This is a genomic window from Shinella sp. Sh6, from assembly GCF_055392685.1.
This window is the reverse complement of record NZ_AP044005.1, coordinates 3,502,820-3,526,712: the sequence shown is the minus strand read 5'-3', so window position 1 is coordinate 3,526,712 and position 23,893 is coordinate 3,502,820. Positions and strand designations below refer to the sequence as shown.

The window sequence follows — 23,893 nt, the reverse complement described above, 5'->3', positions numbered from 1 at the left end:
TCCGTGAGTAGAACCGATGACTGACGACAACTCCAAGCGGCGCCTTGGCCGTGGCCTTGCTGCCCTGATCGGTGAAATGGACCAGCTTCCTGCTGCCGATATCGGCACCCGATCGGCCGTCAACCCGGACCGGCTGGTGCCGATCGAATTCGTCGGCCGCAACCCGCGCAACCCGCGCCGCTATTTCGACGAATCGGAACTGCAGGATCTGGCGTCCTCTATTCGCCAGCACGGCATCGTCCAGCCTGTCGTCGTTCGCACCACGGCCGACAATCGCTTTGAGATCATCGCCGGCGAGCGGCGCTGGCGCGCTGCCCAGCTTGCCGGCCTTATCGAGATTCCCGTGATCATCCGGGATGTCGACGACCGGACGGCGCTGGAGATCGCCATCGTGGAAAACGTCCAGCGCTCGGACCTCAATCCTCTGGAAGAGGCGATGGGGTACGAGCTGCTGATCGCCGATCACGGCTATACGCAGAACGATCTCGGCGAGATCATCGGCAAGAGCCGCAGTCACGTCGCCAACAGCCTCCGTCTTCTGAAGCTGCCGGAGCCGGTGCGTGAAATGCTTGCCTCGGGCACGCTTTCCGCAGGCCACGCCCGTGCGCTCATTCCCACGTCCGATCCCGTGGCATTGGCGCGGTCGATCGTCGCCAAGGGCATGTCCGTGCGCGATGCCGAGCGTCTCGCGCAGAACGACATAAGGGCGCAGAGCGATCCGGGCCTGGGTCAGGCATCGCGGAAGGAAGAGAAGGACGCCGATACCGTGGCGCTGGAGCGCACGCTGTCCGACGTTCTCGGCCTTGACGTGACGGTCAATCACAAGGGTAGCGGCGGCCACCTGAAGATCGCCTACAAAACCCTGGAACAACTGGAAGAAATCTGCCGGCTCCTTGAGCGGAGATAATCTCCTTAGCCGGATTCAGCGGCGAGCGGATTGAAGAACGGTCGCCAGCATCGTCTGCATGGCGATGGTATCCTCCAGGGCCGGCCGCTGCCGGCTTTGCAGGATGGCGGCCTGGAGGCGCTGGGTTTCACGCCGGATGGCGGGGCCGGTCCAGGTTCTCAACGCATTCTCGACGATCGGCTTGCGGCGGAAATGCAGGTGCCGCCCGAGGCTCGCCATCGCCTGCGCGGCGGGCAGGCGCTTCTCGTCCATCTCGGCGCGCATCAACTCCAGGAGCTGGAACTGCCTGAGGCAGCCCTGCAATACCAGGAAAACCGGGGTCTTGGACGAGACGATCTTCTGGATTGCATGGAGAAAGCCGTCCCGGTCCCCCTTGAGAATGGCGTCGACAGCGTCGTCCGTCGAAATTGCGCTGGCATCCCCGACGATCTCAGCAACATCCTGCTCCTCGACCATTTCCTTACCGCGGCAATAGAGAGCGAGCTTGCGCACCTCGTTACGCGATGCGAGGCGGTCACCGCCGATCGTTTCGACCAGGCGCTCGCGCGCGGCGGGGGAAATCCTGAGATTCTCGGCGGAAAGCTCCTGATCGATCAGTGCCTGGAGGGCGCGGCCGTCATCGGCATAGCAGGGGATCGCGACAGCGGCGGAGATGGATTCGGCAGCCTTGCGCAGGGCGGCGCCCTTCTTGAGGTCCCCCGCCTCGATGATGAGCGTAGAGGGGCCGGCCGGCATGCCGGCAAGGATATCGAGGCCGTCGGAAAGACCCTTCTCGCTGCCGGCGTTGCGAATCCAGATAAGGCGCTCGCCGCCGAAAAGACCGATGGCGTTCATCTCGTCGATGAGCCGGCCCGGTTGGCTACCGATATCGCCGGCGTCGAGCTTTACGACGGAGAAGGCATCGTCGAGGGCAACGCCGCTTGCTGCCGCCAGTGCCGCCGCGCGCTCGGAAACCAGGCCACGGTCGGGGCCGTAGATGAGAAAAAGCCGCACGGGCAGCGGCTTCCGTTTCAGGAAAGCGTCGAATTCGTGCGACTTGACTTCCGCCATGGCCGGATCAGCGACGGGCGAGCGCCGCCGCCACGTCCGCACGCACGAACTCGGCCGCTTCGCGCGCCGCCCGCTCCTCGGCCTCGCGGATGGCACGAAGCTTGGCGAACTGCTGCGCCGGGAAATCGACCATGGCCGAGGCCGTCCGTTTTCCCGAAGCCAGCGTTTCGCCGGTGTCGGCGCGGGCAAGGTTGTAGTCCGCCGAAACGATGATGCGGCCGGCACGCATCGTATCGCTCGCAACGTCGGCGAGGACGCCGAGCGACCGGCTGGTGACGTGGAGTTCCAGGCGATAGGCCGCGTTCTGCGGCTCGCCGGCGCCGCCCCCGAACAGGAAGACGAGCTGGTTGCGGACCTGCTGTTCCACGCGGTCGTCTGCTTCCGAAATGGAAACGGACGCGAGCTTGTCCTCCACCACGCCGGGCGTGGAATAGAGCGGCCGTACCTGGCAGCCGGCGACAGCGCCGAGAATGGCGATGCCGGCTATCGTCTTCACAAGCCGCGAGAAGCCGGTTCCGTCAGACAACAACATTCACGATCCTCTGCGGTACGACGATGATCTTCTTGGGACGCTGGCCGCCGAGTGCGGCCTGAACCGCCTCGAGCGCGAGCACGGCCTCTTCGACCGCACTCTGGTCCGCGTCGCGGGCGATTGTCAAATCGGCGCGCTTCTTGCCGTTGATCTGCACCGGCAGCGTGATCTCGTTCTCGGCGACCAGCCGTTCGTCATAGGCCGGCCAGCCCGAGGTTGCCACGAGGCCTTCGCCGCCGATCTCGCGCCAGCATTCTTCCGAAAGATGCGGCGTCATGGGCGCGACGATGCGGATCAGAATGCCGACAGCTTCCCGCAGCGCGCCCGCAAGCTCGGGCGAGGCCTTGCCGGAGGCCGCCGTCGCCAGCGGAGCGGCGAGCGCGTTGACGAATTCGTAGATGCGCGCGACGGCCTTGTTGAAGGCAAGCTTGTCGTAGTCCGCCTGCACCGCCTTCAGCGTCTTGTGCGCGGCCTGCGAGACGGCAAGCGCCTCGCCTTCCGTGCCCGGGCGGCTTTCGGCGGCCTTGAGGGCGGGAGCGGCTTCCGAAACGAGGCGCCAGACGCGCTGGACGAAGCGGTGCGCGCCTTCGACGCCGGCTTCCGACCAGATCACGTCACGGTCCGGCGGGGAGTCGGAGAGCACGAAGAAGCGGGCGGTATCGGCGCCGTAGGAGGCGATGATATCGTCCGGATCGACGACGTTCTTCTTCGACTTCGACATCTTCTCGATGGAGCCGATGGCAATTTCTTCGCCGGATTCGAGATGGGTTGCGCGGCGCTGGCCATCCACTTCCTCGATACGGATTTCCGCCGGCATCACCCATTCGCGCTTGCCGTCGATGCTGCGGCTATAGGTCTCGTGCACGACCATGCCCTGCGTGAAGAGGCCCTTGAAGGGTTCCTTCAGGTCGAGATGGCCGGTCGCCTGCATGGCGCGGGTGAAGAAGCGCGAATAGAGAAGATGCAGGATCGCATGCTCGATGCCGCCGATATACTGGTCGACGGGGAGCCAGGCATTGGCGGCCGCCGGATCCGTCGGGGCATCTTCCCACGGCGCGGTGAAGCGGGCGAAATACCAGGACGAATCGACGAAGGTGTCCATCGTGTCCGTCTCGCGGCGGGCATCCTTGCCGCAATGCGGGCAGGCGACGTGCCGCCAGGTCGGGTGGCGGTCGAGCGGATTGCCCGGCTTGTCGAAGGTAACGTCGTCGGGCAGCTTCACCGGCAGGTCCGCCTTCGGCACGGGAACCACGCCGCAAGCCTCGCAATGGATCACCGGGATGGGGCAGCCCCAGTAGCGCTGGCGCGAGATGCCCCAGTCGCGCAGGCGGAAGTTCACCTTGCGCTCGCCCACCGGCGCATTGCCGAGCGTTGCGGCGGTGAGGCGCCTTGCGACCTCCTCGAAGGCTTCCTCGGTGGAAAGGCCGTCGAGGAAGCGGGAATTGATCATCACGCCGTCGCCGACATAGGCCTCGTCGCCGGTCGCGAAGGTGGCGGCATCCGCTTCCTTCGGCATGACGACGGGCACGACCGGCAGGTCGTATTTGCGGGCGAAGTCGAGGTCGCGCTGGTCGCCGGAAGGGCAGCCGAAGATGGCGCCCGTGCCGTAATCCATCAGCACGAAGTTCGCGACATAGACCGGCAGCTCCCAGCTCGGATCGAAGGGGTGGCGGACGCGGATGCCCGTATCCATGCCCTTCTTCTCCGCCGTTTCGAGGGCGGCGAGCGAGGTCCCGGCGCGGCGGCACTCCTCGCAGAAGGCCATGATCTCGGGGTTCCTGGCGGATGCATCCTTGGCCAGCGGATGATCGGCGGAAATGGCGAGGAACGAGGCGCCGAACAGCGTGTCGGGACGGGTCGTGTAGACCGTCACGTCCTTCTCACCCGTCAGGCCTGCGCCGTCGGAGACTTCCCAGCGCACCAGCATGCCCTCGGAGCGGCCGATCCAGTTCTTCTGCATCAGCCGGACCTTTTCCGGCCACTGGTCGAGCGCTTCCAGCGAATCCAGCAGGTCCTGGCTGAAATCGGTGATGCGGAAGAACCACTGCGTCAGCTCGCGCTGTTCGACGAGCGCGCCCGAGCGCCAGCCGCGACCGTCGATCACCTGCTCGTTGGCAAGCACCGTATGGTCGACCGGGTCCCAGTTCACCTTGGACTGCTTGCGGTAGACGAGGCCCTTTTCCAGGAAATCGAGGAAGAGGTACTGCTGGCGGTGGTAATAGTCGACGTCGCATGTAGCGAATTCGCGCGACCAGTCGAGCGACAGGCCCATGGACTTGAGCTGCTTGCGCATCGCCGCGATATTGTCATAGGTCCAGCCCTTCGGGTGGACCTTGTTCTGCATGGCGGCGTTCTCGGCAGGCATGCCGAAGGCGTCCCAGCCCATCGGGTGCAGCACATTGTAGCCGCGGGCGCGCTTGTAGCGGGCGACGACGTCGCCCATCGCGTAGTTGCGCACATGGCCCATGTGGATGCGGCCCGACGGATAGGGGAACATCTCGAGGACGTAGTACTTCTCGCGCGGGTCGTCGTTCCTGGTCAGGAAGACGTTCTCGTCGTTCCATTTTGCCTGCCAGCGGGGCTCGGCATCGCGCGGATTGTAACGTTCGGTGGCCATGTCTTTGATGTTCCGGGGGTCTTTTGGGAGTCTTGGCGGGCGGTCCGCCCATGCGAATATGGTGCCGAGACCTTCATCATGAAACCGCCGAAGCGTCAAGTTTTCCGGGCTGCGCTTGGCAAGCGCCGCCGATTTCGCTAGTGCGGGAGAGGATTTCGACGGAGAGGGACCATGGATTTGCAGGATCGTCTTGCGGACGTTCGCAGCCGGATCGCCAAGGCGGCGAAGGAAGCCGGCCGGCAGCCGGATGCCGTCACGCTCGTGGCCGTGTCGAAGACCTTCGACGCGCAGGCGATTCGCCCCGCGATCGCCGCCGGCCAGCGCGTCTTCGGCGAGAACCGCGTGCAGGAGGCCGAGGGCAAATGGCCGGAACTGCGCACCGGGACGAAGGGCATCGAGCTGCATCTGATCGGCCCCCTGCAGTCCAACAAGGCCGCCGAGGCCGTCGCGCTGTTCGACGTCATCGAGACGGTCGACCGCGAGAAGATCGCACGGACGATCGCCGCCGAGATGACGAAGCAGGGCCGCGCGCTCCGGCTCTATGTGCAGGTCAATACCGGGCTCGAGCCGCAGAAGGCTGGGATCGCGCCGGACGACACGGTCTCCTTCGTCGCCTTCTGCCGGGAGGAGCTCGGCCTTGCGATCGAAGGGCTGATGTGCATTCCGCCGGCGGACGAGAATCCCGGGCCGCATTTCGCGCTGCTCGCCAAGCTCGCCGCACGGTGCGGTCTCGACCGGCTGTCGATGGGCATGTCCGGCGATTATGAAACGGCCGTCGGCTTCGGCGCGACGAGCGTGCGGGTCGGCTCGGCGATCTTCGGGTCGCGCTGACACTATTTTTCCGCGCGATTTTCGCCTCAGGCTTTCGTCTGGCTTTGCGGAAAGCCCGCCCTCTCCTATTCTTCCCGTCGAGGAGCCGGCCGCTTGCGGCCGGGCGCATGCGGGAGGAAGCAATGCAAGGGACCTATGCCGAGATTTATCGCGCCTGGAGGGACGACCCCGACGGGTACTGGGCGGAGCTGGCGCGGGACATAGACTGGTTCACGCCGCCGTCGCGGATTTTCGACGGCAATGACGGCGTCTACGGCCGCTGGTTTCCCGACGCGGCGGGCAATACCTGTCACAACTGCGTGGACCGGCATGTGGCGGCGGGCCGCGGTGATACGACGGCCCTGATCTACGACAGCCCCGTGACGGGCCGGAAGGCGCGCTATAGCTATGAAGCGCTTCTGGCGCAGGTGAACGCGATGGCGGCGGTGCTCGCCGACGCGGGTGTCGTCAAGGGCGACCGCGTGATCGTCTACATGCCGATGATCCCGGAAGCGATCTTCGCCATGCTTGCCTGCGCGCGCATCGGCGCGATCCATTCCGTGGTCTTCGGCGGTTTCGCCGCCAGCGAGCTTGCGGCGCGCATCGACGATTCGGCCGCAAAGCTGGTTGTCACGGCAAGCTGCGGCGTGGAGCCGAACCGGGTGGTGGCCTATAAGCCCCTGCTCGATGCGGCCATCGACCTTACCCGCAACAAGCCGGAGCGCTGCCTCGTCCTGCAGCGGCCGGAGCTTGCGGCAGACCTCGTGCCCGGTCGCGATGTCGATCTCGGGCAGGCGCTTTCGGCGGCTGCGGGGCGTATGGTGCCCTGCGCGGCGCTTGCGGCCACCGATCCGCTCTATATCCTCTATACATCCGGCACGACGGGACAGCCGAAGGGCGTCATCCGCGACAATGGCGGGCATATGGTGGCGCTCGCCTGGACCATGCGCGCGCTCTACGGCGTGGAGCCCGGCGAGGTCTATTGGGCGGCGTCGGATATCGGCTGGGTCGTCGGCCATTCCTACATCGTTTATGCGCCGCTGCTCAACGGCAGCACCACGGTGCTCTACGAGGGCAAGCCGGTCGGCACGCCCGATGCCGGGGCTTTCTGGCGCGTGGTGGAGGAATACAAGGTCTCGGTCCTCTTCACCGCGCCGACCGCCTTCCGCGCGATCCGCAAAGAGGATCCGGAAGGGCGCTTCGTGAAGCGCCACGACATTTCCAGCCTGAGGGCTCTCTTCCTTGCCGGCGAGCGGGCCGATCCGGATACGATCCGCTGGGCGGAGGCGGTGCTGGGCGTGCCGGTCATCGATCACTGGTGGCAGACGGAGACGGGCTGGGCGATCGCCGGCAATCCGCTCGGGCTCGGCGCGCTTCCCGTCAAGCACGGTTCGCCGACCGTGACCATGCCGGGCTACGATCTGCGGGTGCTGGACGATGCCGGCCATGAGGTGCCGCCCGGCACGCTCGGCAATATCGCGCTCCGCCTTCCCCTTCCCCCGGGGTGCCTGACGACGTTCTGGAATGCCGACGAGCGCTTCCGCTCGGCCTGCCTTTCGGAGTTTCCCGGCTATTACAAGACGGCCGATGCCGGCTATGTCGACGAGGACGGCTATGTCTTCGTCATGGCGCGCACCGACGACATCATCAATGTCGCAGGCCACCGCCTGTCGACGGGGGCGATGGAGGAGGTCTGCGCCAGCCATCCCGACGTTGCCGAATGCGCGGTCATCGGCGTCGCGGATGCCGTGAAGGGCCAGGTGCCGGCCGGTTTCCTCGTGCTCAAGAGCGGTGTTTCACGTGAATCATCGGTGGTGGAGCTGGAGGTGGTGGGCCTGGTGCGCGATCGCATCGGTCCGGTTGCGGCCTTCAAGACGGCGATCTGCGTGAAGCGCCTGCCCAAGACACGGTCGGGCAAGATCCTGCGCGGCACCATGCAGAAGATCGCCGACGGGCTCGACTGGAAGATGCCCGCGACCATCGACGATCCGGCGATCCTCGACGAGATCGCAGGGGTCCTGTCGGAGCGGCGGATCGGTTGAGCAAGAAAAAACCCGGCCGAAGGGCCGGGTCGGGTAGGCAGGCAAAACCCGCCAGCTTCTCCTCCGTCATGGTCGGGCTTGACCCGACCATCCACGCCCCACCTGCGGCCTGGATCCTCGGCTCAAGGCCGAGGATGACGGCAGAGTGCGGGGCGGGCGGGAGCCCCCCTCAGAACTGGTCGTCTTCGTCGTCGTCCGGCGTGGAGGACTTCAGCGACTTCAGCTTGGCGAAGACGGCGTCGGCATCGATTTCCTTCTCTTCCTCGCGGTCGGTGCTGTAGGGCAGCTTTTCCGTTTCCTGCGCGGATTCGAGCGTGGCACCGAGCTCGGCGGCGGTCGGCAGCGGACGGCCCTTCGATGCGCGTTCGACTTCGAGGTCGAGGTCGATCTGCGAGCAGAGGCCGAGGGTGACGGGATCCATCGGCGTCAGGTTCGCCGAGTTCCAGTGAGTGCGTTCGCGGATCTGCTCGATCGTCGACTTGGTGGTGCCGACGAGACGCGAGATCTGCGCATCCTTCAGTTCGGGATGGTTGCGCACGAGCCAGAGGATGGCGTTCGGGCGGTCCTGGCGCTTGGAGACCGGGGTGTAGCGCGGGCCCTTGCGCTTGGATTCCGGCACGCGGACCTTGGGTTCGGAAAGCTTCAGCTTGTGGGCGGGGTTGGCTTCGGCGCGGGCGATCTCCTCGCGGGAGAGCTGGCTGGTCGAGATCGGGTCGAGGCCCTTGATGCCCTGCGCCGATTCGCCGTCGGCGATGGCCTTCACTTCGAGGGGATGCAGCTTGCAGAACGTGGCGATCTGGTCGAACGACAGCGCCGTGTTGTCGACCAGCCAGACCGCTGTCGCCTTTGGCATGAGAAGCTGTTGAGCCATGGATATAATCCTTCTGTCCGTCCGCGCCGGTGTCGCGGGCCGTGGGGTGTAACCACTATATTTCCGGGAATTCGGCCCTCTATAACCTCACTGTCTCAGAAATGCAATTCTTCAAGCGCAAATGACCTTTTGTCTAATTGCCCGGGGGGCCTGACCTGTTATGTATGGCGACGGAGCCGCGTGGGGCCGGAGGAGATCGGCCTTGCGCCTACATGCGCAGTGAGGAGGAAACCATGTCCGCAAAGACCTATCCGGTCCTGAAATCCGCGAAAAGCCGCGCGCTGATCGACAATGCCACCTACCAGAACTGGTATCGCGAGAGCATCGAGAACCCGGAGCGTTTCTGGGACAAGCACGGCATGCGGATCGACTGGTTCAAGCCCTATACCAAGGTCAAGAACACCTCGTTCAACGGCAAGGTCCCGATCAAGTGGTTCGAGGACGGCATCACCAACGTTTCCTACAACTGTATCGACCGGCACCTGAAGGCGCACGGCGATCAGGTCGCCATCATCTGGGAAGGCGACAACCCCTATATCGACAAGAAGATCACCTATAACGAGCTTTACGAGCACGTCTGCCGCATGGCGAACGTGATGAAGAAGCACGGCGTGAAGAAGGGCGACCGCGTCACCATCTACATGCCGATGATCCCGGAAGCGGCCTATGCGATGCTCGCCTGCGCGCGCATCGGCGCCATCCATTCCGTCGTCTTCGGCGGCTTCTCGCCGGATGCGCTGGCCGGCCGCATCGTCGACTGCGAATCCACCTTCGTCATCACCTGCGACGAGGGCGTGCGCGGCGGCAAGCCGATCCCGCTCAAGGAGAATACCGACACGGCGATCGACATCGCCGCCAAGCAGCACGTCATCGTCGACAAGGTGCTCGTCGTGCGCCGCACCGGCGGCAAGACCGGCTGGGCGCCGGGCCGCGACATCTGGTACCACAAGGAAGTGCTGACGGTGCCGCGCGATTGTCCGCCGGCCCGCATGAAGGCGGAGGACCCGCTCTTCATCCTCTATACGTCCGGCTCGACCGGCAAGCCGAAGGGCGTGCTGCACACGACGGGCGGCTATCTCGTCTATGTGTCGATGACCCACCAGTACGTCTTCGATTATCACGACGGCGATATCTACTGGTGCACGGCCGATGTCGGCTGGGTGACCGGCCATTCCTACATCGTCTACGGCCCGCTCGCCAACCGCGCGACCACGCTGATGTTCGAGGGCGTGCCGAACTTCCCCGATGCCGGCCGCTTCTGGGACGTGATCGACAAGCACAAGGTCAACATCTTCTACACCGCGCCGACCGCGATCCGCGCGCTGATGGGTGCGGGCGACGAGTTCGTCAAGCGCTCCGAGCGCACCTCGCTGCGCCTGCTCGGCTCCGTCGGCGAGCCGATCAACCCGGAAGCCTGGGAATGGTACTACCACACGGTTGGCGAGGACCGCAGCCCGATCGTCGATACCTGGTGGCAGACGGAGACCGGCGGCATCATGATCTCGCCGCTTCCCGGCGCGACGGACCTCAAGCCGGGCTCGGCGACGCGGCCCTTCTTCGGCGTCAATCCGCAGATCGTCGATGGCGAGGGCAAGGTGCAGGAGGGTGCTGCCGATGGCAACCTCTGCATCGTCGACAGCTGGCCCGGGCAGATGCGCACGGTCTACGGTGACCACAAGCGCTTCGTCGAGGCCTACTTCTCCACCTACAAGGGCAAGTATTTCACGGGTGACGGCTGCCGGCGCGACGAGGACGGCTATTACTGGATCACCGGCCGCGTCGACGACGTGCTCAACATTTCCGGCCATCGCCTCGGCACGGCGGAAATCGAATCGGCGCTCGTCTCGCACCATCTCGTCTCGGAAGCGGCCGTGGTCGGCTATCCGCACGGCCTCAAGGGACAGGGCATCTATTGCTACGTCTCGCTGATGGCCGGCGAGGAAGGCACCGACGCGCTCCGCCAGGACCTCGTCAAGCATGTGCGCAAGGAGATCGGCCCCATCGCCACGCCGGACAAGATCCAGTTCGCCCCCGGCCTGCCGAAGACCCGCTCCGGCAAGATCATGCGCCGCATCCTGCGCAAGATCGCCGAGGACGATTTCGGCTCGCTCGGCGACACCTCGACACTCGCCGATCCGGCCGTCGTCGACGACCTGATCGCCAATCGCCAGAACAAGGCAGCCGACTGACCGGCGCCCCAGGGAAAACGAAACGGCGGCCATCGGCCGCCGTTTTCATTTGAGGGTGTGTGTGGTCCACTCCAGTAAGCCGGCCCTGCCCTCCACTCCCTCCGCCGTCATCCTCGGGCTTGACCCGAGGATCCATCTCCACGGTGTACCGGTTGCCTGGATGGTCGGGTCAAGCCCGACCATGACGACGGAGGGAGCGAGGAAGGGAGAAGAGGAAGACGAAGGCGCGGAGAAACGCCGGGGGAACGGAATCCTGAGCCGGATTCCTTCTCAGAAGTCGATCGCCCGGCCCTTGATCTCCCAGTCGCCGAAGCGGGCCGGGTCCTCGCCGCCGCGGCCGCCGATCTCCGGCGCCCGCTCGACGGGCCTTGCGGCCTTGCGGCGCTCCTCGGCCTCCTGCAGCGCGCGCTGGGCGGCGGGCGAAAGGATCTTGCGGCCGTCGGAATGATTGTCGTTGTCGTTCTGCATGAAAATCGGCATCCTGTCCGGATATTGAAGAATTCCTGCCTGCTTCCCATCATATAGGAGCGTGACGGCGCTGTGGAAAGCGCTGATTCACGTGAAACATATGCTTGACACGCACAATCCGACAGGAGCCGAAACCGCATGAACCTCGTTCGCACAGCCATGCTTCTCGCCGTCATGACGGCGCTTTTCATGGGCGTGGGCCTCCTCATCGGCGGCAGGGGCGGCATGATGATCGCCTTTCTCGTCGCGGTGGCGATGAACTTCTTCTCCTACTGGAACTCCGACCGGATGGTGCTGTCCATGTACGGCGCCAAGGAGGTCGATGAGCGCTCCGCACCGGAATATTACGGCATCGTGCGCGATCTCGCCCAGCGGGCCGGCCTTCCGATGCCCCGCGTCTTCGTCATCAACAGCGACCAGCCGAATGCCTTCGCCACCGGCCGCAACCCGGAAAACGCCGCCGTCGCCGCCTCAACCGGCCTTCTCAACGCTCTCTCCTACGAGGAGGTGGCGGGTGTGATGGCGCACGAGCTCGCCCATGTGCAGAACCGCGACACGCTGACCATGACGCTGACGGCGACGCTCGCCGGCGCGATCTCCATGCTCGCCAACTTCGCCATGTTCTTCGGCGGCGGGCACAGCCGCGAGAACAACAATCCGCTCGGCTTCATCGGCGTGCTGATCGCGATGATCGTCGCTCCCTTCGCCGCCATGCTGGTGCAGATGGCGATCAGCCGCACGCGCGAATATTCCGCCGACCGGCGCGGCGCGGAGATCTCCGGCAACCCGCTGGCGCTCGCCTCGGCCCTGCGGAAGATCGCCACGGCCGCCGGCCGCATCCCCAACGAAGCGGCCGAGCACAATCCCGCGACGGCGCATATGTTCATCATCAATCCGCTCTCGGGCGAGCGTATGGATAACCTGTTCTCGACCCATCCGGACACGGAAAACCGCATCGCGGCGCTGCAGGAAATGGCGCGCGGGATGCAGGCCCGCTCGACGGAACCGGTCCGGGCTGATAATCCGTCACGCAAATCGCGCTCCGTTCCGACGACCGGCTGGGGCCGCGGTGGTTCCGAACCGCCCAAAGGTCCCTGGTCTTGAACGACGACACGCAGAAGAAAAGAACGCATCCGAAACACCGCCCCGGCAGGGGCCCGAGGCCCGTTGCCGATGCGGCCGCCGGCCATCCGGAAAAGCCGGGCCTGCGTGCCCGCCAGGCCGCCGCGAAGATCCTTGCCGCCGTGGTGGACCGCCGGACACCGCTCGACGGCATGCTGGACCTCGAGAACGGCAACCCGGCCTATAAACAGCTGAACGATGCCGACCGGGCGCTGGTGCGCGCCATCCTCAACACGGCGCTGCGTCATCTTCCGCGTATCGAGGCGATCCTCGACACGCTCGTCGGCACGCCGCTGCCGGAGGGCGCCCGGGCTCTCCACCATGTCCTGACGGTCGCCGCCGCGCAGATCCTCTATCTCGACGTGCCGGATCATTCCGCCGTCGACCTTGCCGTCGAGCAGGCGCAGATCGACCCGCGCAACCGCCGTTTCGCCAGCCTCACCAATGCGGTGTTGCGCCGGCTGTCGCGCGAAAAGGGTGCGCATCTCGATGCGACCCATGTGGTTTCCGTCGTCCCCGCCTGGTTCCATGAGCGGCTCGTCGCCATCTACGGGCGGGAGCATGCGGCGCGCATCGCGCAATCGCTGCTCGAACCCTCCGCCATCGACCTCACCGTCAAGTCCGATCCCGAGGGCTGGGCCGCGCGGCTCGGCGGGCTCGTCCTGCCGACGGGTTCTGTCCGCCTTCCCGCCGGCTCGGGCGCCATCCCGGCGCTCGAAGGCTTCGAGGCCGGCGAATGGTGGGTTCAGGACGCCGCCGCAAGCCTTCCGGCAAAGCTGTTCGGCGATCTTGCGGGAAAGCGCGTCGCCGATCTCTGTGCAGCCCCCGGCGGCAAGACGGCGCAGCTTGCGCTTGCCGGCGCCGACGTCACCGCGCTCGACCAGTCCGGCAATCGCCTGAAGCGGCTCATCGGCAATCTCGACCGGCTCGGCCTCTCCGTTACGGCGGTCGAAGCGAACATGGCGGACTATCGGCCCGACGCTCTTTTCGACGCGGTGCTGCTCGATGCGCCCTGCTCCTCCACCGGCACGATCCGCAAGCATCCGGACGTGCTGTGGACCAAGGGGCCGGAGGATATCGAAAAGCTCGCGCGCCTGCAGGAGCGGCTGCTGCGCCATGCGCTGACGCTGGTGAAGCCCGGCGGCGAGCTGGTCTTCTCCAATTGCTCGCTCGATCCCGCCGAAGGCGAGGAGATGGTCACCCGCGTGCTGGCCGACCATCCGTCCTGGCATGTCGTGCCCGTCGATCCCGCCGACTGGCCGGGGCTGGAAGCGGCGATCTCCCCGCGCGGCGAGTTCCGCACCACGCCCGCCATGCTGCCGGCGACCGAGGGCCATGCCGGCGGCCTCGACGGCTTTTATGCCGTTCGGCTGAAGAACGGCGGCTGAGTGGAAAATTCCCTCCCGGATCTGGCCGCCGTCATCAACAGTCCATCGGCAGGCGGTGAATTGACGCCGCTCCTCTCCTCGGCCTACCTATAGGCAAGGAGGCACTCGTTAACCATGCAGCTTTCCGATCGGCAGCGGCTTCTCTATCTGTATCTGCGTGAGGGTTGGCGCCGGTTCTCGCGAAGGCTCGCCGTGGGCCGCATCAGTGCCTTGCGCTTTTCCGGCGGCGCGCCGGACCGCCTCGTCGTCGCGCCGACGGACCTGCATCCCGCCGATTCCTTTGCCGGCGAAGAAATTGTCGGCGGCCGCTTTCCGCTCGCCGGCCGCGTTCTCGAATGCGACGGCGAATCGCCCTTCGCGCTGGAGCTTCCGTCCGAGGAATTCGCCGTGCGTCTCCATTCCTTCGGCTGGCTGCGCCACCTGCGGCTGGTCGATCCGGAAAAGGCCGCGCATACCGCCCGCTTCATCGTCGACGACTGGCTGCACAGCCACGGCCGCGTCATCGGCGGGCTCGCCTGGCGGCCGGACGTGGCGGCGCAGCGCATCATCGCCTGGCTTTCCCACTCGCCCGTCGTGCTGAAGGATGCCGATTATCCCTTCTACCGCCGTTTCCTGAAGAGCCTCGCCTTCCAGGTGCGGTACCTGCGCCATGTGGCCGATACGACCCGCGACGGGGAGCCGCGGCTGCGCGTGCGCATCGCGCTCGCCATGGCCTCAATCGCCATGCCGGCGTCCGGCTCCAGGATGCGGCGGGCCGCGCGCCACCTTGATGAAGAGCTCGACCGGCAGATATTGCCCGACGGCGGCCATTGTTCGCGCAATCCGCGCGCCGCGCTCGATCTCCTGCTCGACCTGCTGCCGCTGCGCCAGACCTATGTCAATCTCGGCCACGACATGCCGGCGCAGCTCATCCCCTCCATCGACCGGATCTATCCGGCGCTGCGGTTCTTCCGCCACCAGGGCGGGGAACTCGCGCTCTTCAACGGCGCGACCTATACGCTGGCGAACGAGCTGATGTCGGCGCTGCGCTACGACGAGACCGGCGGGGCGCCGTTCAAGGCCCTGCCGTCGATCAATTACGACCGCCTCGCCGTGAAGGACACGGTCGTGCTGATGGATACCGGCCGGCCGAAATCCGTCGACCTTTCCGCGACCGCCGCCGCCGGCACGCTCTCCATCGAGATGTCCTCCGGGCGCAACCGCTTCATCGTCAATTCCGGCCGGCCGCGCTTTGCCGGCGAGGCGCTGCGGCAGATGTCGCGCACCACGGCCGCCCATTCCGTCGCGACGCTGAACGATAGCTCCTCCTCGCGCATCTCGACCTCCCGTTTCCTCGGGCCGATCGTCATCGGCGGCGTCAGCAAGGTGGAGGTGGCGCGGACCGAGCGGGAATCGGGCGCCGACGGGATCACCGCCACGCATGACGGTTATCTCGAACGGTTCGGCCTCCTCTACGAGCGAGATATCCTCATCGCTGCCTCGGGACGGGAAATCCGCGGGCGGGAGCGTTTCTTCAAACCGGCCGATCCCTCGGCTCCGCCCGGCGCCGGAACGGCGGTCGTACGCTTCCATATCCACCCGACCATCCAGCTCTATCGCGCCTCGGACAACGAGACGCGGCTGGTGGCGCCGGACGGCGAGGTCTGGGCGCTCATCTGCCTCGACGTGCCGGTGGAGGAGGAAGAGGACGTCTTCTTCGCCGATCCGTCCGGCATCCGGGCCTCGCGCCAGCTCTCCCTCACCATGCCGCTTGCCGCCCTGCCGGAGGTTCAGTGGTCGCTGGTGCGCCAGCGCTGAGATTTCCCGGCGCTTCGCGGTTTTCTCGCGGCGGCGGCTGTGATAACGGGGCGCATGACCATCCCGCCCCTCCTCCCCGGGGCACCAGAACGGAGCGTCCCATGGCCGTCATTTCCAAGAAAATCCCCGCCCCCGATCGCGTTGCCCTGCGCACCGCGCTGCTGTCGGTGTCCGACAAGGCGGGCATCGTCGATCTCGCCCGGGCGCTCGCCGCAAAGGGTGTGAAGCTGCTGTCGACCGGCGGCACGCACAAGGCGCTTCGCGACGCCGGCCTCGATGTGACGGACGTTTCCGAGGTCACGGGCTTTCCGGAGATCATGGACGGGCGCGTCAAGACGCTGCATCCCTCCGTGCATGGCGGGCTTCTGGCGATCCGCGACGATGCCGAGCATGTCGAGGCGATGAAGGCGCACGGCATCGGCGCCATCGACCTTGCCGTCATCAACCTCTATCCCTTCGAGGAAGTGCGCGCCAAGGGCGGCGACTATCCGACGACAGTGGAGAACATCGATATCGGCGGCCCGGCGATGATCCGCGCGGCGGCCAAGAACCATGCCTATGTGACGATCCTCACCGATCCGGCGGATTATGCCGCGCTCATCGAGGAGCTTGCCGAGGGTTCGACCTCCTATGCCTTCCGCCAGCGCATGGCGGCGAAGGCCTATGCCCGCACGGCGGCCTATGACGCGGCGATCTCCAACTGGTTCGCCGAAGCGCTCGACATTTCCATGCCGCGCCACCGGGTCCTCGGCGGCGTCCTGAAGGAAGAGATGCGCTACGGCGAGAACCCGCACCAGAAGGCGGGCTTCTACGTCACCGGCGAGAACCGCCCGGGCGTTGCCACGGCAACGCTGTTGCAGGGCAAGCAGCTCTCCTACAACAACATCAACGACACGGACGCCGCCTTCGAGCTGGTCGCCGAGTTCCTGCCGGAGAACGGCCCGGCCTGCGCGATCATCAAGCATGCCAATCCTTGCGGCGTCGCCACCGGCAAGACGCTGAAGGAGGCCTATGCCCGGGCGCTCGCCTGCGATCCGGTCTCGGCCTTCGGCGGCATCATCGCGCTCAACTCGACGCTCGACGGCGAGACGGCGGAGGAGATCGTCAAACTCTTCACCGAGGTCATCATCGCGCCGGATGCGGACGAGAAGGCCCGGGCGATCATCGCCGGCAAGCCGAACCTGCGTCTCCTCGTCGCGGGCGCCCTGCCCGATCCGCGCACGCCCGGCCTTTCCGCCAAGACGGTCTCCGGCGGCTTCCTCGTGCAGGGCCGCGACAACGGCATGGTCGAGGACCTGGAGCTGAAGGTCGTCACCAGGCGCGCGCCGACGGCGCAGGAGCTTGAGGACATGAAGTTCGCCTTCAAGGTCGCCAAGCACGTCAAGTCGAATGCCGTCGTTTATGCCAAGGACGGGCAGACGGCGGGCATCGGCGCCGGCCAGATGAGTCGCGTCGATTCCGCCCGCATCGCCGGGCTGAAGGCCGAGGAGGCGGCCAAGGCCATGGGCCTTGCCGAGCCGCTGACGCGCGGCTCCGCCGTCGCCTCGGAAGCCTTCCTGCCCTTCGCCGATGGCCTCCTCTCGGCGATTGCCGCGGGCGCCACGGCGGTGATCCAGCCGGGCGGCTCGATGCGCGATGCGGAGGTGATCGCCGCCGCCGATGAGGCGGGCGTTGCCATGGTCTTCACCGGCATGCGCCATTTCCGCCACTGAGCCGGAGTCTTCGCCGGTGTCGAAGCGCCCCGCTTGCGGGGCGTTTTGCGTTTCAGGCCTCGACCTTGGCGGCCGGATAGGGTGTGCGCAGGAGGAGCAGGAAGCCGGCGAGAAGGAAGACGACGAGCGCCATCATGCCGAGCCGCGCCGAGCCCGTGGCGCTGGTGACGAGCGCGACGGAGAGCGGGGCGAGGAAGGACGTCGCGCGGCCCGAAAGGGCATAGAGGCCGAAATAGCGGCCGGCCTCGTCGGGATGGACGCTTCTTGCGAGATAGGAGCGCGCGGAGGCCTGCACGGGGCCGAAGGCGAGGCCGATAAGGAGGCCGTAGAGGATATAGGCCTTTTCTGCGGCGGTGCCGAAAAGCCCGCCGGAATCGGCCGTCGGCAGGGGAATGAGCCCGAACAGGGTGAAGCCCGGGCCGGTGGAGACAATGCCGACGGTCGCGACCGTCAGGCAGACGAGGCTGATGACGACCACGCTCTTCGAGCCGAGGCGCGCGTCCAGCCGGCTGGCATAGAGGCAGCCGCCGATGGCGACGACATTGAGGATGATACCGTAGACGCCGAGTTCGAAGGTCTGCCAGGCGAACATGCCGGCCGCGAAGGTGCCGCCGAGCGCCAGAAGGCCGTTGACGCCGTCCTGGTAGATCATGCGCGCCACGAGGAAGCGCAGGATGCCCGGCTTGTTCCTGAGATCGCGGAGGGCTGCGGAAAGATCGGTGAAACCGGCGCGCACGGCGGCAGCGATCGGCAGGCCGCGGCTCTGGTCCGGCGTGAAGAAGAACATCGGCAGGATGAAGACGAAATACCAGACGGCCGAGATCGGCCCGGTGATGCGCGCATCCTCGCCCGTCGCCGGATCGAGGCCGAAGAGCGGGGGAATGCCGATCGCCGTCCTGCCGGTTTCGGGGTTGGCGGACAGCAATGCCACGACCGCGATCAGCACGATCATGCCGCCGAGATAGCCGAGGCCCCAGGCGATGTTGGAGATGCGTCCCGTCTCGGCCGGGCTGACGAGCCGCGGCATCATGGAATCGTTGAAGACGATGGAGAATTCCGCCGCCACGGTGGCCAGCACGATCATCGCCATGGCGAAGACGAGGCTGCTGCCGGGCGCGGCGTTCCAGAGGGCGAGAAGCGAGAGGATCTTTATGACGGCAAAAGCCGCGATCCAGGGTTTTCGCGCGCCGGAGGCGTCGGCGATGGAGCCCATGATCGGGGCAAGAAGCGCGATGACGATGCCGGCGATGGTGAGCGTGTAGCTCCAGGCGGCCTGTCCGGCGGCGGGATCGGCCGCCAGCCGCGAGACGAGATAGGGCCCGAAGATGAAGGTGGTGATGACCGTGAAGAACGGCTGCGCCGCCCAGTCGAACAGCATCCAGCCTGCAATGCCGAGGCGGCTTGCGCGCGGCTCCCGGCCTTCCGAAACACCCGTCATCGCCCCTCCCGTCGACAGGGCGATCGCGCCCGTCCTCAGCCGGCTAACGGAGCGTTCCGCCCGTCAGCCGGCCGGGACTGTGTCATTTCGCCCTTTCCTGCGCAAGGTCGCTGAGGATGCCGGCGGCGACGGAGACCTTGGCGAGGGTCGCCTCGCCCCCTTCCGTCAGCGCGGAGAGGTTCGCCGTCACCCGCGTGAGCCGTCCCTTCTCCGCCTGCTGCCAGGCGGCAAGCGGCGCCTTGTCACCCTTGTAGCGGGTGAGGATGGCGGTCGCGAGGTCACGGCGCGCATTGGCGATGTCGGTGAGGCTGCGCTGCAGGGCGAGCGCTTCGTAGAGATCGCCCGTCGGGATACGGCTTGCGGACGACAGCAGCCGGCCGATGTTCAGCGCGGCGCTGATGCCGGCGAAGGTCTGTGCCGTCTTGCCGAGGCTGTCGCCGGTGGCGCTCGCGATCAGCATGACCTCCGGCACGAAGGTCAGCATGGAGAGCGTGGCGATCTCTTCCGCCAGCTCCGTCGGCACGCCCTCGTCCTCATAGGCATGGGCCTTGCGGCGGGTCTCGTCGGCGGCGGCCTCCGAGACCAGCGTTGCAAGGTTCGGGCGGAGCTGCTTCAGCGCCTGCCTCAGCTTGTGGATCGCCTCGCTCATCGGGCCGGACACGGCGCCCGTCGTCAAAAGCAGGCCGGTGACGGCGGCGTAGATGCGGCCGATCTCCTCGTAGAGGTCGTTCTGCACGGAGCCGGACACCACGTTGTCCAGCGCATCGACGCCGGCATAGAGCGCTTGCAGGCCGTAGCCGTCGCGGGCGATGACGGCCGCCTTCACGGCGTCCGCCGGGCCGAAGCCGGTGCCGTCGGTGAGCGTGGTGACGAAGGCCGGCCCGCCGCGGTTGATCACCTCGTTGGCGAGGATCGTCGCGATGATCTCGCGGCGCAGGCGGTGCGAGCGGATGTCATCCGCATAGGCCTTCTGCATCTTGGCCGGGAAATAGCCGGTCAGCGTCGGCTCGAAATAGGGCTCGTCCGGCAGGCTCGTGTGGACCAGCTCGTCGAACAGCACCAGCTTGGCATAGGAGAGCAGCACGCCGATCTCCGGCCGGGTCAGCGGCTTGCCGGCCTGGTAGCGCTCGGCAAGCGTGCGGTCGTCGGGCAGCGTCTCGACCTTGCGGTTGAGCTGGCCGGCGGCCTCCAGCCGGTCCATCAGGCGCGTCAGCGGCGCGCGATTGGCCGCGCCCTGCTTTTCGGTGAGCGAGATCGCCAGCGATTGCAGGTAGTTGTTGCGCAGCACGAGATGGCCCACCTCGTCCGTCATCGAGGCGAGCAGCACGTTGCGCTTGGCGCGCGTCAGCCGCTCGTCGCGCATGGCCGAGGCGAGCGCGATCTTGATGTTGACCTCGACGTCCGAGGAATTCACGCCGGCCGAATTGTCGATGGCGTCGGAGTTGCAGCGCCCGCCCTTGAGGCCGAAGGCGATGCGGCCGCGCTGCGTCACGCCGAGGTTGGCCCCTTCGCCGATCACCTTGGCCCGCACGTCGTCGGCGACGATGCGGATCGGGTCGTTGGCGCGGTCGCCCACCTCCGCGTCCGTCTCGTTCTGGCCGCGGATATAGGTGCCGATGCCGCCGAACCAGAGAAGATCGACCGGCGCCTTCAGGATCGCCGTCATGATTTCGAAGGGGGTGGCCTTGGCCTTGTCGATGCCGATGGCGGCCATCGCCTCCGGTGTCAGCGTCACGGATTTCTCCGTGCGCGGGATGATCATCGCGCCCTTGGAGAGCACCGAGCGGTCGTAGTCCTGCCAGCTCGAGCGCGGCAGGTTGAACATGCGGCGGCGCTCGGCGAAGGACGTATCGATATCCGGGTTGGGATCGATGAAGATGTCGCGGTGGTCGAAGGCGGCGATCAGCCGGATCTTGCGCGACAGCAGCATGCCGTTGCCGAAGACGTCGCCCGACATGTCGCCGACGCCGGCGACGGTGAAGGGCGTCTTCTGGATGTCGATGTTCATCTCGCGGAAGTGGCGCTTGACGGTTTCCCAGGCGCCGCGGGCGGTGATGCCCATCTTCTTGTGGTCGTAGCCGGCCGAGCCGCCCGAGGCGAAGGCGTCGTCGAGCCAGAAGCCGGCTTCCTGCGCAAGGCCGTTCGCTGTGTCGGAGAAGGTTGCCGTGCCCTTGTCGGCGGCGACGACGAAATAGGGATCGTCGCCGTCGAGCCGCACCGTATCGGCCGGCGGCACGACGTCCTGGCCGACGATATTGTCGGTGACGGAAAGCAGGGTGCGGATATAGGTCTTGTAGGCCTCGGTGCCGGCCTTGAAGACTGCCTCGCGGCTGCCGCCGGCGGGAAGCTGCTTGGGATAGAAGCCGCCCTTGGCGCCGACCGGCACGATGACCGCGTTTTTCACCTGCTGCGCCTTGACGAGGCCGAGCACTTCGGTGCGGTAGTCCTGCGCGCGGTCGGACCAGCGAAGGCCGCCGCGGGCGACCTTGCCGAAGCGCAGGTGCACGCCCTCGACCTCCGCGCCGTAGACGAAGATCTCGCGGAAGGGCCGCGGCTCGGGCAGGCCTTCGAGCTGCTTGGGATCGAGCTTGATCGCCAGCGTCTTGCGTGGCTTGCCGTCGGCATCGTGCTGGAAGTAGTTGGTGCGCAGCGTCGCGCCGATGGCGTTGACATAGCGGCGCAGGATCCGGTCCTCGTCGAGGCTCGGCACCTTGGTCAGCGCCTCCTCGATGGCGGCCGAGAGCTCGGTGGATTTCTTCTCCCGCTGCCGTTCGGAGAGTTTCGGGTCCAGCCGCGCGTCGAACAGGCGGAAGAGATCGGCGGCGATCGCCGGGTACTTGTTCAGCGTATCGGCGATATAACCCTGCGAATAGGCGATGCCCGTCTGGCGCAGGTAGCGCGAATAGGTGCGCAGCGCCATGATCTCACGGGCCGAAAGGCCGGCGGCGAGGATGAGGCGGTTCAGCGCGTCGTCGTCCACCTCGCCGTGCCAGGCGGCAAGGAACGCCTCCTCCAGCATCGGGCTCAGCTTGGGATTGATCTCCAGCCCCTCGCGTTGCTTTAGTTCCATGTCGTGCAGGATGACGCGGCGCTCGCTGCCGTCGGGATCGGTGAGCATCAGGACGTGCGTCTGCTCGCTGACGACGTTGAAGCCGAGGTTTTCCAGCAGCGGCACGCGCCGCGACAGCGAGACCGGCTCGCCGGCATGGAATATCTTCAATTCGACCGTGCTCGGATCGGTGTTCCAGGCCTTGCGGTAGAAGGCGATGCGGATCGGATTCTCCGCCGTCGCCGTGGTGATGAGGGCAAGGTCCGCATGGGCCTCGGTGGGCGTGAAGTCCTCCTGGTAGCCGCGGTCGGTGACGAGCCGCACGCCGTCGGGATCGGACAGCGCCTCGAAGCGGTCGGTCCAGCGCGTCGCGATCTCGCGCACGGCCTGTTCGAGCTTTGCCTGCGGAATGCGCGGCGTCTTGCCGCCGGATCGGCCGATGATGAAGTGGACACGGGCAAGGCCGCCTTCCGGGAAGGCCGGGTAATAGGCCGAGACGCGGCCGTCGTAAGCCGACTTCAGGAAATTGCCGATCTTCTCGCGCACGTCCGAATCGTACTGCTCGCGCGGCACGTAGACGATGACCGAGACGAAGCGGTCGAAGCGGTCGATACGCGGCAGCACGCGGATACGCGGCCGGTCGGAGAGCTCGTTGATCTGCTCGCAGAAGGTGGAAAGCAGGCCGGTGTCGATCTGGAAGAGATCGTCGCGCGGATAGGATTCCAGCGTGTTGATCAGCATCTTGCCGGAATGGCTCTTCGGGTCGTAGCCGAAATGCTCGACGACGGCCTCCACCTTGGAGCGCAGGAGCGGGATCTGCCCGGCGGCATGCGTATAGGCGGTCGAAGTGAAGAGGCCGACGATGCGCAGCTCGCCCACCACCTTGCCCTTCTCGTCGAAGCGTTTCAGGCCGACATAATCCATATAGGCCCGGCGGTGCACGAGGGACTTCACGTTGGCCTTGGTGACGATGAGGAAATCCGGGCCTTCGAGGAATTCGAGGATTTCCGGCGTCGTCGTCACGGCGTCCTTGCCGAGGCGCAGCACGCGCACGTCCGGATCGGAGAGAATGCCGAGCCCCTCGCCGCCGCGTTCCACCGTGGCGGCCTCGCCCTTGCCGGAATAAGTGTATTCCCGCATGCCGAGGAAGGTGAAGTTGTTGCCGCGCAGCCAGTCGAGGAAGGCGAGCGCCTCGCCCTTGCCGGGCTTGTCCTTGGCGTAGCGCTCCATGTCGGCCATGGTGCTGCCGAGCTTTTCCAGCATGGCGGGCCAGTCGTCGACGGCGAGATGGACCTGGTCCAGCACGGTCTTCATGCGCTCGACGAGCGAGGCGGCCTCGCCCGGCGAAAGCTCGGACAGGTGGATCTCGATATGGCTGATGCGCTGGGCGGGATCGCTCTCCTCGTCCGGCGAGAAGAGCTTCGGCGCCTCGCCCGGCGCCACCACGAGGATCGGATGGACGGCAAGGTGGATGTCGCGGTGCGTGCTCGTCACCTCGCCCATCACCGAATCGTAGAGGAACGGCTGGTTGCGGTCGGTGACGGAAAGGATCGAGACGGGCTGGCCCTGCGGCGCCACCTCCGGCAGCGTCGTGACGGTGACGCGCGGCTCGCTGCCGTCGAAGGCCTCGATCTCGGCCATGGCATGGGCGGCGGCGGCGGCCAGCATCTCGCCGGTATAGTGCTCGATGTCGTCCTTGCTGGCCCGCCCGAAAAGAATGTCCGGGTTCAATGTCCTTGCGCCGAGGGCGGCTGCTGCGGCCTTTGCGGCCTCGATGTGTTTTTCTCGTTTCACGTTGGTCCTGGCACCCATGGAATTCTCCCTCGAATCCGATGCCGGGACGTTAGCAGAAGAAAAAACACCTGCAGCGAAATTTGTGATTTTCCGAGAAAATTCAATCG

At 66.2% G+C, this 23,893-nt stretch carries 15 protein-coding genes; 8 read left to right on the top strand and 7 right to left on the bottom strand.

Translation table 11 applies throughout. The features are described from left to right. Positions 1-16 precede the first annotated feature (16 nt). Positions 17-907 (top strand): ParB/RepB/Spo0J family partition protein, encoded by an 891-nt coding sequence (locus ACZ5TO_RS16835; protein ID WP_464798909.1) that lies wholly within the window; start codon positions 17-19, stop codon positions 905-907. Positions 908-922: 15 nt separating this feature from the next. Here the strand turns inward: ACZ5TO_RS16835 and holA are convergent, their stop codons facing one another. The 3 genes from holA to leuS are packed head-to-tail and all read right to left on the bottom strand — an operon-like array spanning position 923 to position 5,106. Continuing rightward, positions 923-1,957, bottom strand: coding sequence for a DNA polymerase III subunit delta (gene holA, locus ACZ5TO_RS16830; RefSeq protein WP_464798908.1), 1,035 nt, complete (start codon positions 1,955-1,957; stop codon positions 923-925). Between the two features lie 7 nt (positions 1,958-1,964). After that, positions 1,965-2,489, bottom strand: coding sequence for a hypothetical protein (locus ACZ5TO_RS16825; protein WP_464798907.1), 525 nt, complete (start codon positions 2,487-2,489; stop codon positions 1,965-1,967). After that, a complete protein-coding gene (gene leuS / locus ACZ5TO_RS16820) occupies positions 2,476-5,106 on the bottom strand; it encodes a leucine--tRNA ligase (protein ID WP_464798906.1) in 2,631 nt (876 codons plus the stop codon). The genes ACZ5TO_RS16825 and leuS overlap by 14 nt, the downstream gene beginning before the upstream one ends. Before the next feature lie 171 nt (positions 5,107-5,277). Between leuS and ACZ5TO_RS16815 the strand changes: the two genes are divergently transcribed. After that, entirely contained in the window at positions 5,278-5,937 is a 660-nt protein-coding gene (locus ACZ5TO_RS16815) for a YggS family pyridoxal phosphate-dependent enzyme (protein ID WP_464798905.1), read from the top strand. Positions 5,938-6,059: 122 nt separating this feature from the next. Continuing rightward, positions 6,060-7,958: a propionyl-CoA synthetase gene (locus tag ACZ5TO_RS16810; protein ID WP_464798904.1), complete on the top strand. Its 1,899-nt coding sequence runs from the start codon at positions 6,060-6,062 to the stop codon at positions 7,956-7,958. A 169-nt stretch (positions 7,959-8,127) separates the two neighbouring features. Here the strand turns inward: ACZ5TO_RS16810 and ACZ5TO_RS16805 are convergent, their stop codons facing one another. Continuing rightward, positions 8,128-8,829 carry a DUF1013 domain-containing protein gene (locus tag ACZ5TO_RS16805; RefSeq protein WP_464798903.1) on the bottom strand — a complete coding sequence of 234 codons (702 nt, stop codon included), beginning with the start codon at positions 8,827-8,829 and terminating at the stop codon, positions 8,128-8,130. Positions 8,830-9,062: 233 nt separating this feature from the next. Between ACZ5TO_RS16805 and acs the strand changes: the two genes are divergently transcribed. Beyond that, a complete protein-coding gene (acs, locus tag ACZ5TO_RS16800; protein ID WP_184145656.1) occupies positions 9,063-11,018 on the top strand; it encodes an acetate--CoA ligase in 1,956 nt (651 codons plus the stop codon). A 270-nt stretch (positions 11,019-11,288) separates the two neighbouring features. On the opposite strand, the gene ACZ5TO_RS16795 is transcribed toward acs, so the two are convergent. Then, positions 11,289-11,486: a DUF1674 domain-containing protein gene (locus tag ACZ5TO_RS16795; protein ID WP_464798902.1), complete on the bottom strand. Its 198-nt coding sequence runs from the start codon at positions 11,484-11,486 to the stop codon at positions 11,289-11,291. A 138-nt stretch (positions 11,487-11,624) separates the two neighbouring features. Here ACZ5TO_RS16795 and htpX point away from each other — a divergent pair, with 138 nt between their 5' ends. The 4 genes from htpX (at position 11,625) to purH (ending at position 17,505) form a co-directional block, all read left to right on the top strand. Next, positions 11,625-12,590: a zinc metalloprotease HtpX gene (gene htpX / locus ACZ5TO_RS16790; RefSeq protein WP_464798901.1), complete on the top strand. Its 966-nt coding sequence runs from the start codon at positions 11,625-11,627 to the stop codon at positions 12,588-12,590. Further along, positions 12,581-13,996 carry an RsmB/NOP family class I SAM-dependent RNA methyltransferase gene (locus tag ACZ5TO_RS16785; RefSeq protein WP_464800413.1) on the top strand — a complete coding sequence of 472 codons (1,416 nt, stop codon included), beginning with the start codon at positions 12,581-12,583 and terminating at the stop codon, positions 13,994-13,996. The genes htpX and ACZ5TO_RS16785 overlap by 10 nt, the downstream gene beginning before the upstream one ends. A gap of 114 nt (positions 13,997-14,110) precedes the next feature. Continuing rightward, positions 14,111-15,793, top strand: a complete 1,683-nt coding sequence (locus ACZ5TO_RS16780) for a heparinase II/III family protein (RefSeq protein ID WP_464798900.1) — start codon at positions 14,111-14,113, stop codon at positions 15,791-15,793. Positions 15,794-15,894: 101 nt separating this feature from the next. After that, positions 15,895-17,505, top strand: coding sequence for a bifunctional phosphoribosylaminoimidazolecarboxamide formyltransferase/IMP cyclohydrolase (purH, locus tag ACZ5TO_RS16775; RefSeq protein WP_464798899.1), 1,611 nt, complete (start codon positions 15,895-15,897; stop codon positions 17,503-17,505). Positions 17,506-17,557: 52 nt separating this feature from the next. Here the strand turns inward: purH and ACZ5TO_RS16770 are convergent, their stop codons facing one another. Next, complete coding sequence (locus ACZ5TO_RS16770; protein ID WP_464798898.1) at positions 17,558-18,943, bottom strand: MFS transporter; 1,386 nt, start codon at positions 18,941-18,943, stop codon at positions 17,558-17,560. A gap of 82 nt (positions 18,944-19,025) precedes the next feature. Next, entirely contained in the window at positions 19,026-23,804 is a 4,779-nt protein-coding gene (locus ACZ5TO_RS16765) for an NAD-glutamate dehydrogenase (protein WP_464798897.1), read from the bottom strand. Positions 23,805-23,893 lie beyond the last annotated feature (89 nt).

Coding starts and splice junctions, on each gene's coding strand:
- ACZ5TO_RS16835 (WP_464798909.1), top strand. CDS start 17: ATGACTGACGACAACTCCAAGCGGCGCCTTGGCCGTGGCCTTGCTGCC.
- holA (WP_464798908.1), bottom strand. CDS start 1,957: ATGGCGGAAGTCAAGTCGCACGAATTCGACGCTTTCCTGAAACGGAAG.
- ACZ5TO_RS16825 (WP_464798907.1), bottom strand. CDS start 2,489: ATGTTGTTGTCTGACGGAACCGGCTTCTCGCGGCTTGTGAAGACGATA.
- leuS (WP_464798906.1), bottom strand. CDS start 5,106: ATGGCCACCGAACGTTACAATCCGCGCGATGCCGAGCCCCGCTGGCAG.
- ACZ5TO_RS16815 (WP_464798905.1), top strand. CDS start 5,278: ATGGATTTGCAGGATCGTCTTGCGGACGTTCGCAGCCGGATCGCCAAG.
- ACZ5TO_RS16810 (WP_464798904.1), top strand. CDS start 6,060: ATGCAAGGGACCTATGCCGAGATTTATCGCGCCTGGAGGGACGACCCC.
- ACZ5TO_RS16805 (WP_464798903.1), bottom strand. CDS start 8,829: ATGGCTCAACAGCTTCTCATGCCAAAGGCGACAGCGGTCTGGCTGGTC.
- acs (WP_184145656.1), top strand. CDS start 9,063: ATGTCCGCAAAGACCTATCCGGTCCTGAAATCCGCGAAAAGCCGCGCG.
- ACZ5TO_RS16795 (WP_464798902.1), bottom strand. CDS start 11,486: ATGCAGAACGACAACGACAATCATTCCGACGGCCGCAAGATCCTTTCG.
- htpX (WP_464798901.1), top strand. CDS start 11,625: ATGAACCTCGTTCGCACAGCCATGCTTCTCGCCGTCATGACGGCGCTT.
- ACZ5TO_RS16780 (WP_464798900.1), top strand. CDS start 14,111: ATGCAGCTTTCCGATCGGCAGCGGCTTCTCTATCTGTATCTGCGTGAG.
- purH (WP_464798899.1), top strand. CDS start 15,895: ATGGCCGTCATTTCCAAGAAAATCCCCGCCCCCGATCGCGTTGCCCTG.
- ACZ5TO_RS16770 (WP_464798898.1), bottom strand. CDS start 18,943: ATGACGGGTGTTTCGGAAGGCCGGGAGCCGCGCGCAAGCCGCCTCGGC.
- ACZ5TO_RS16765 (WP_464798897.1), bottom strand. CDS start 23,804: ATGGGTGCCAGGACCAACGTGAAACGAGAAAAACACATCGAGGCCGCA.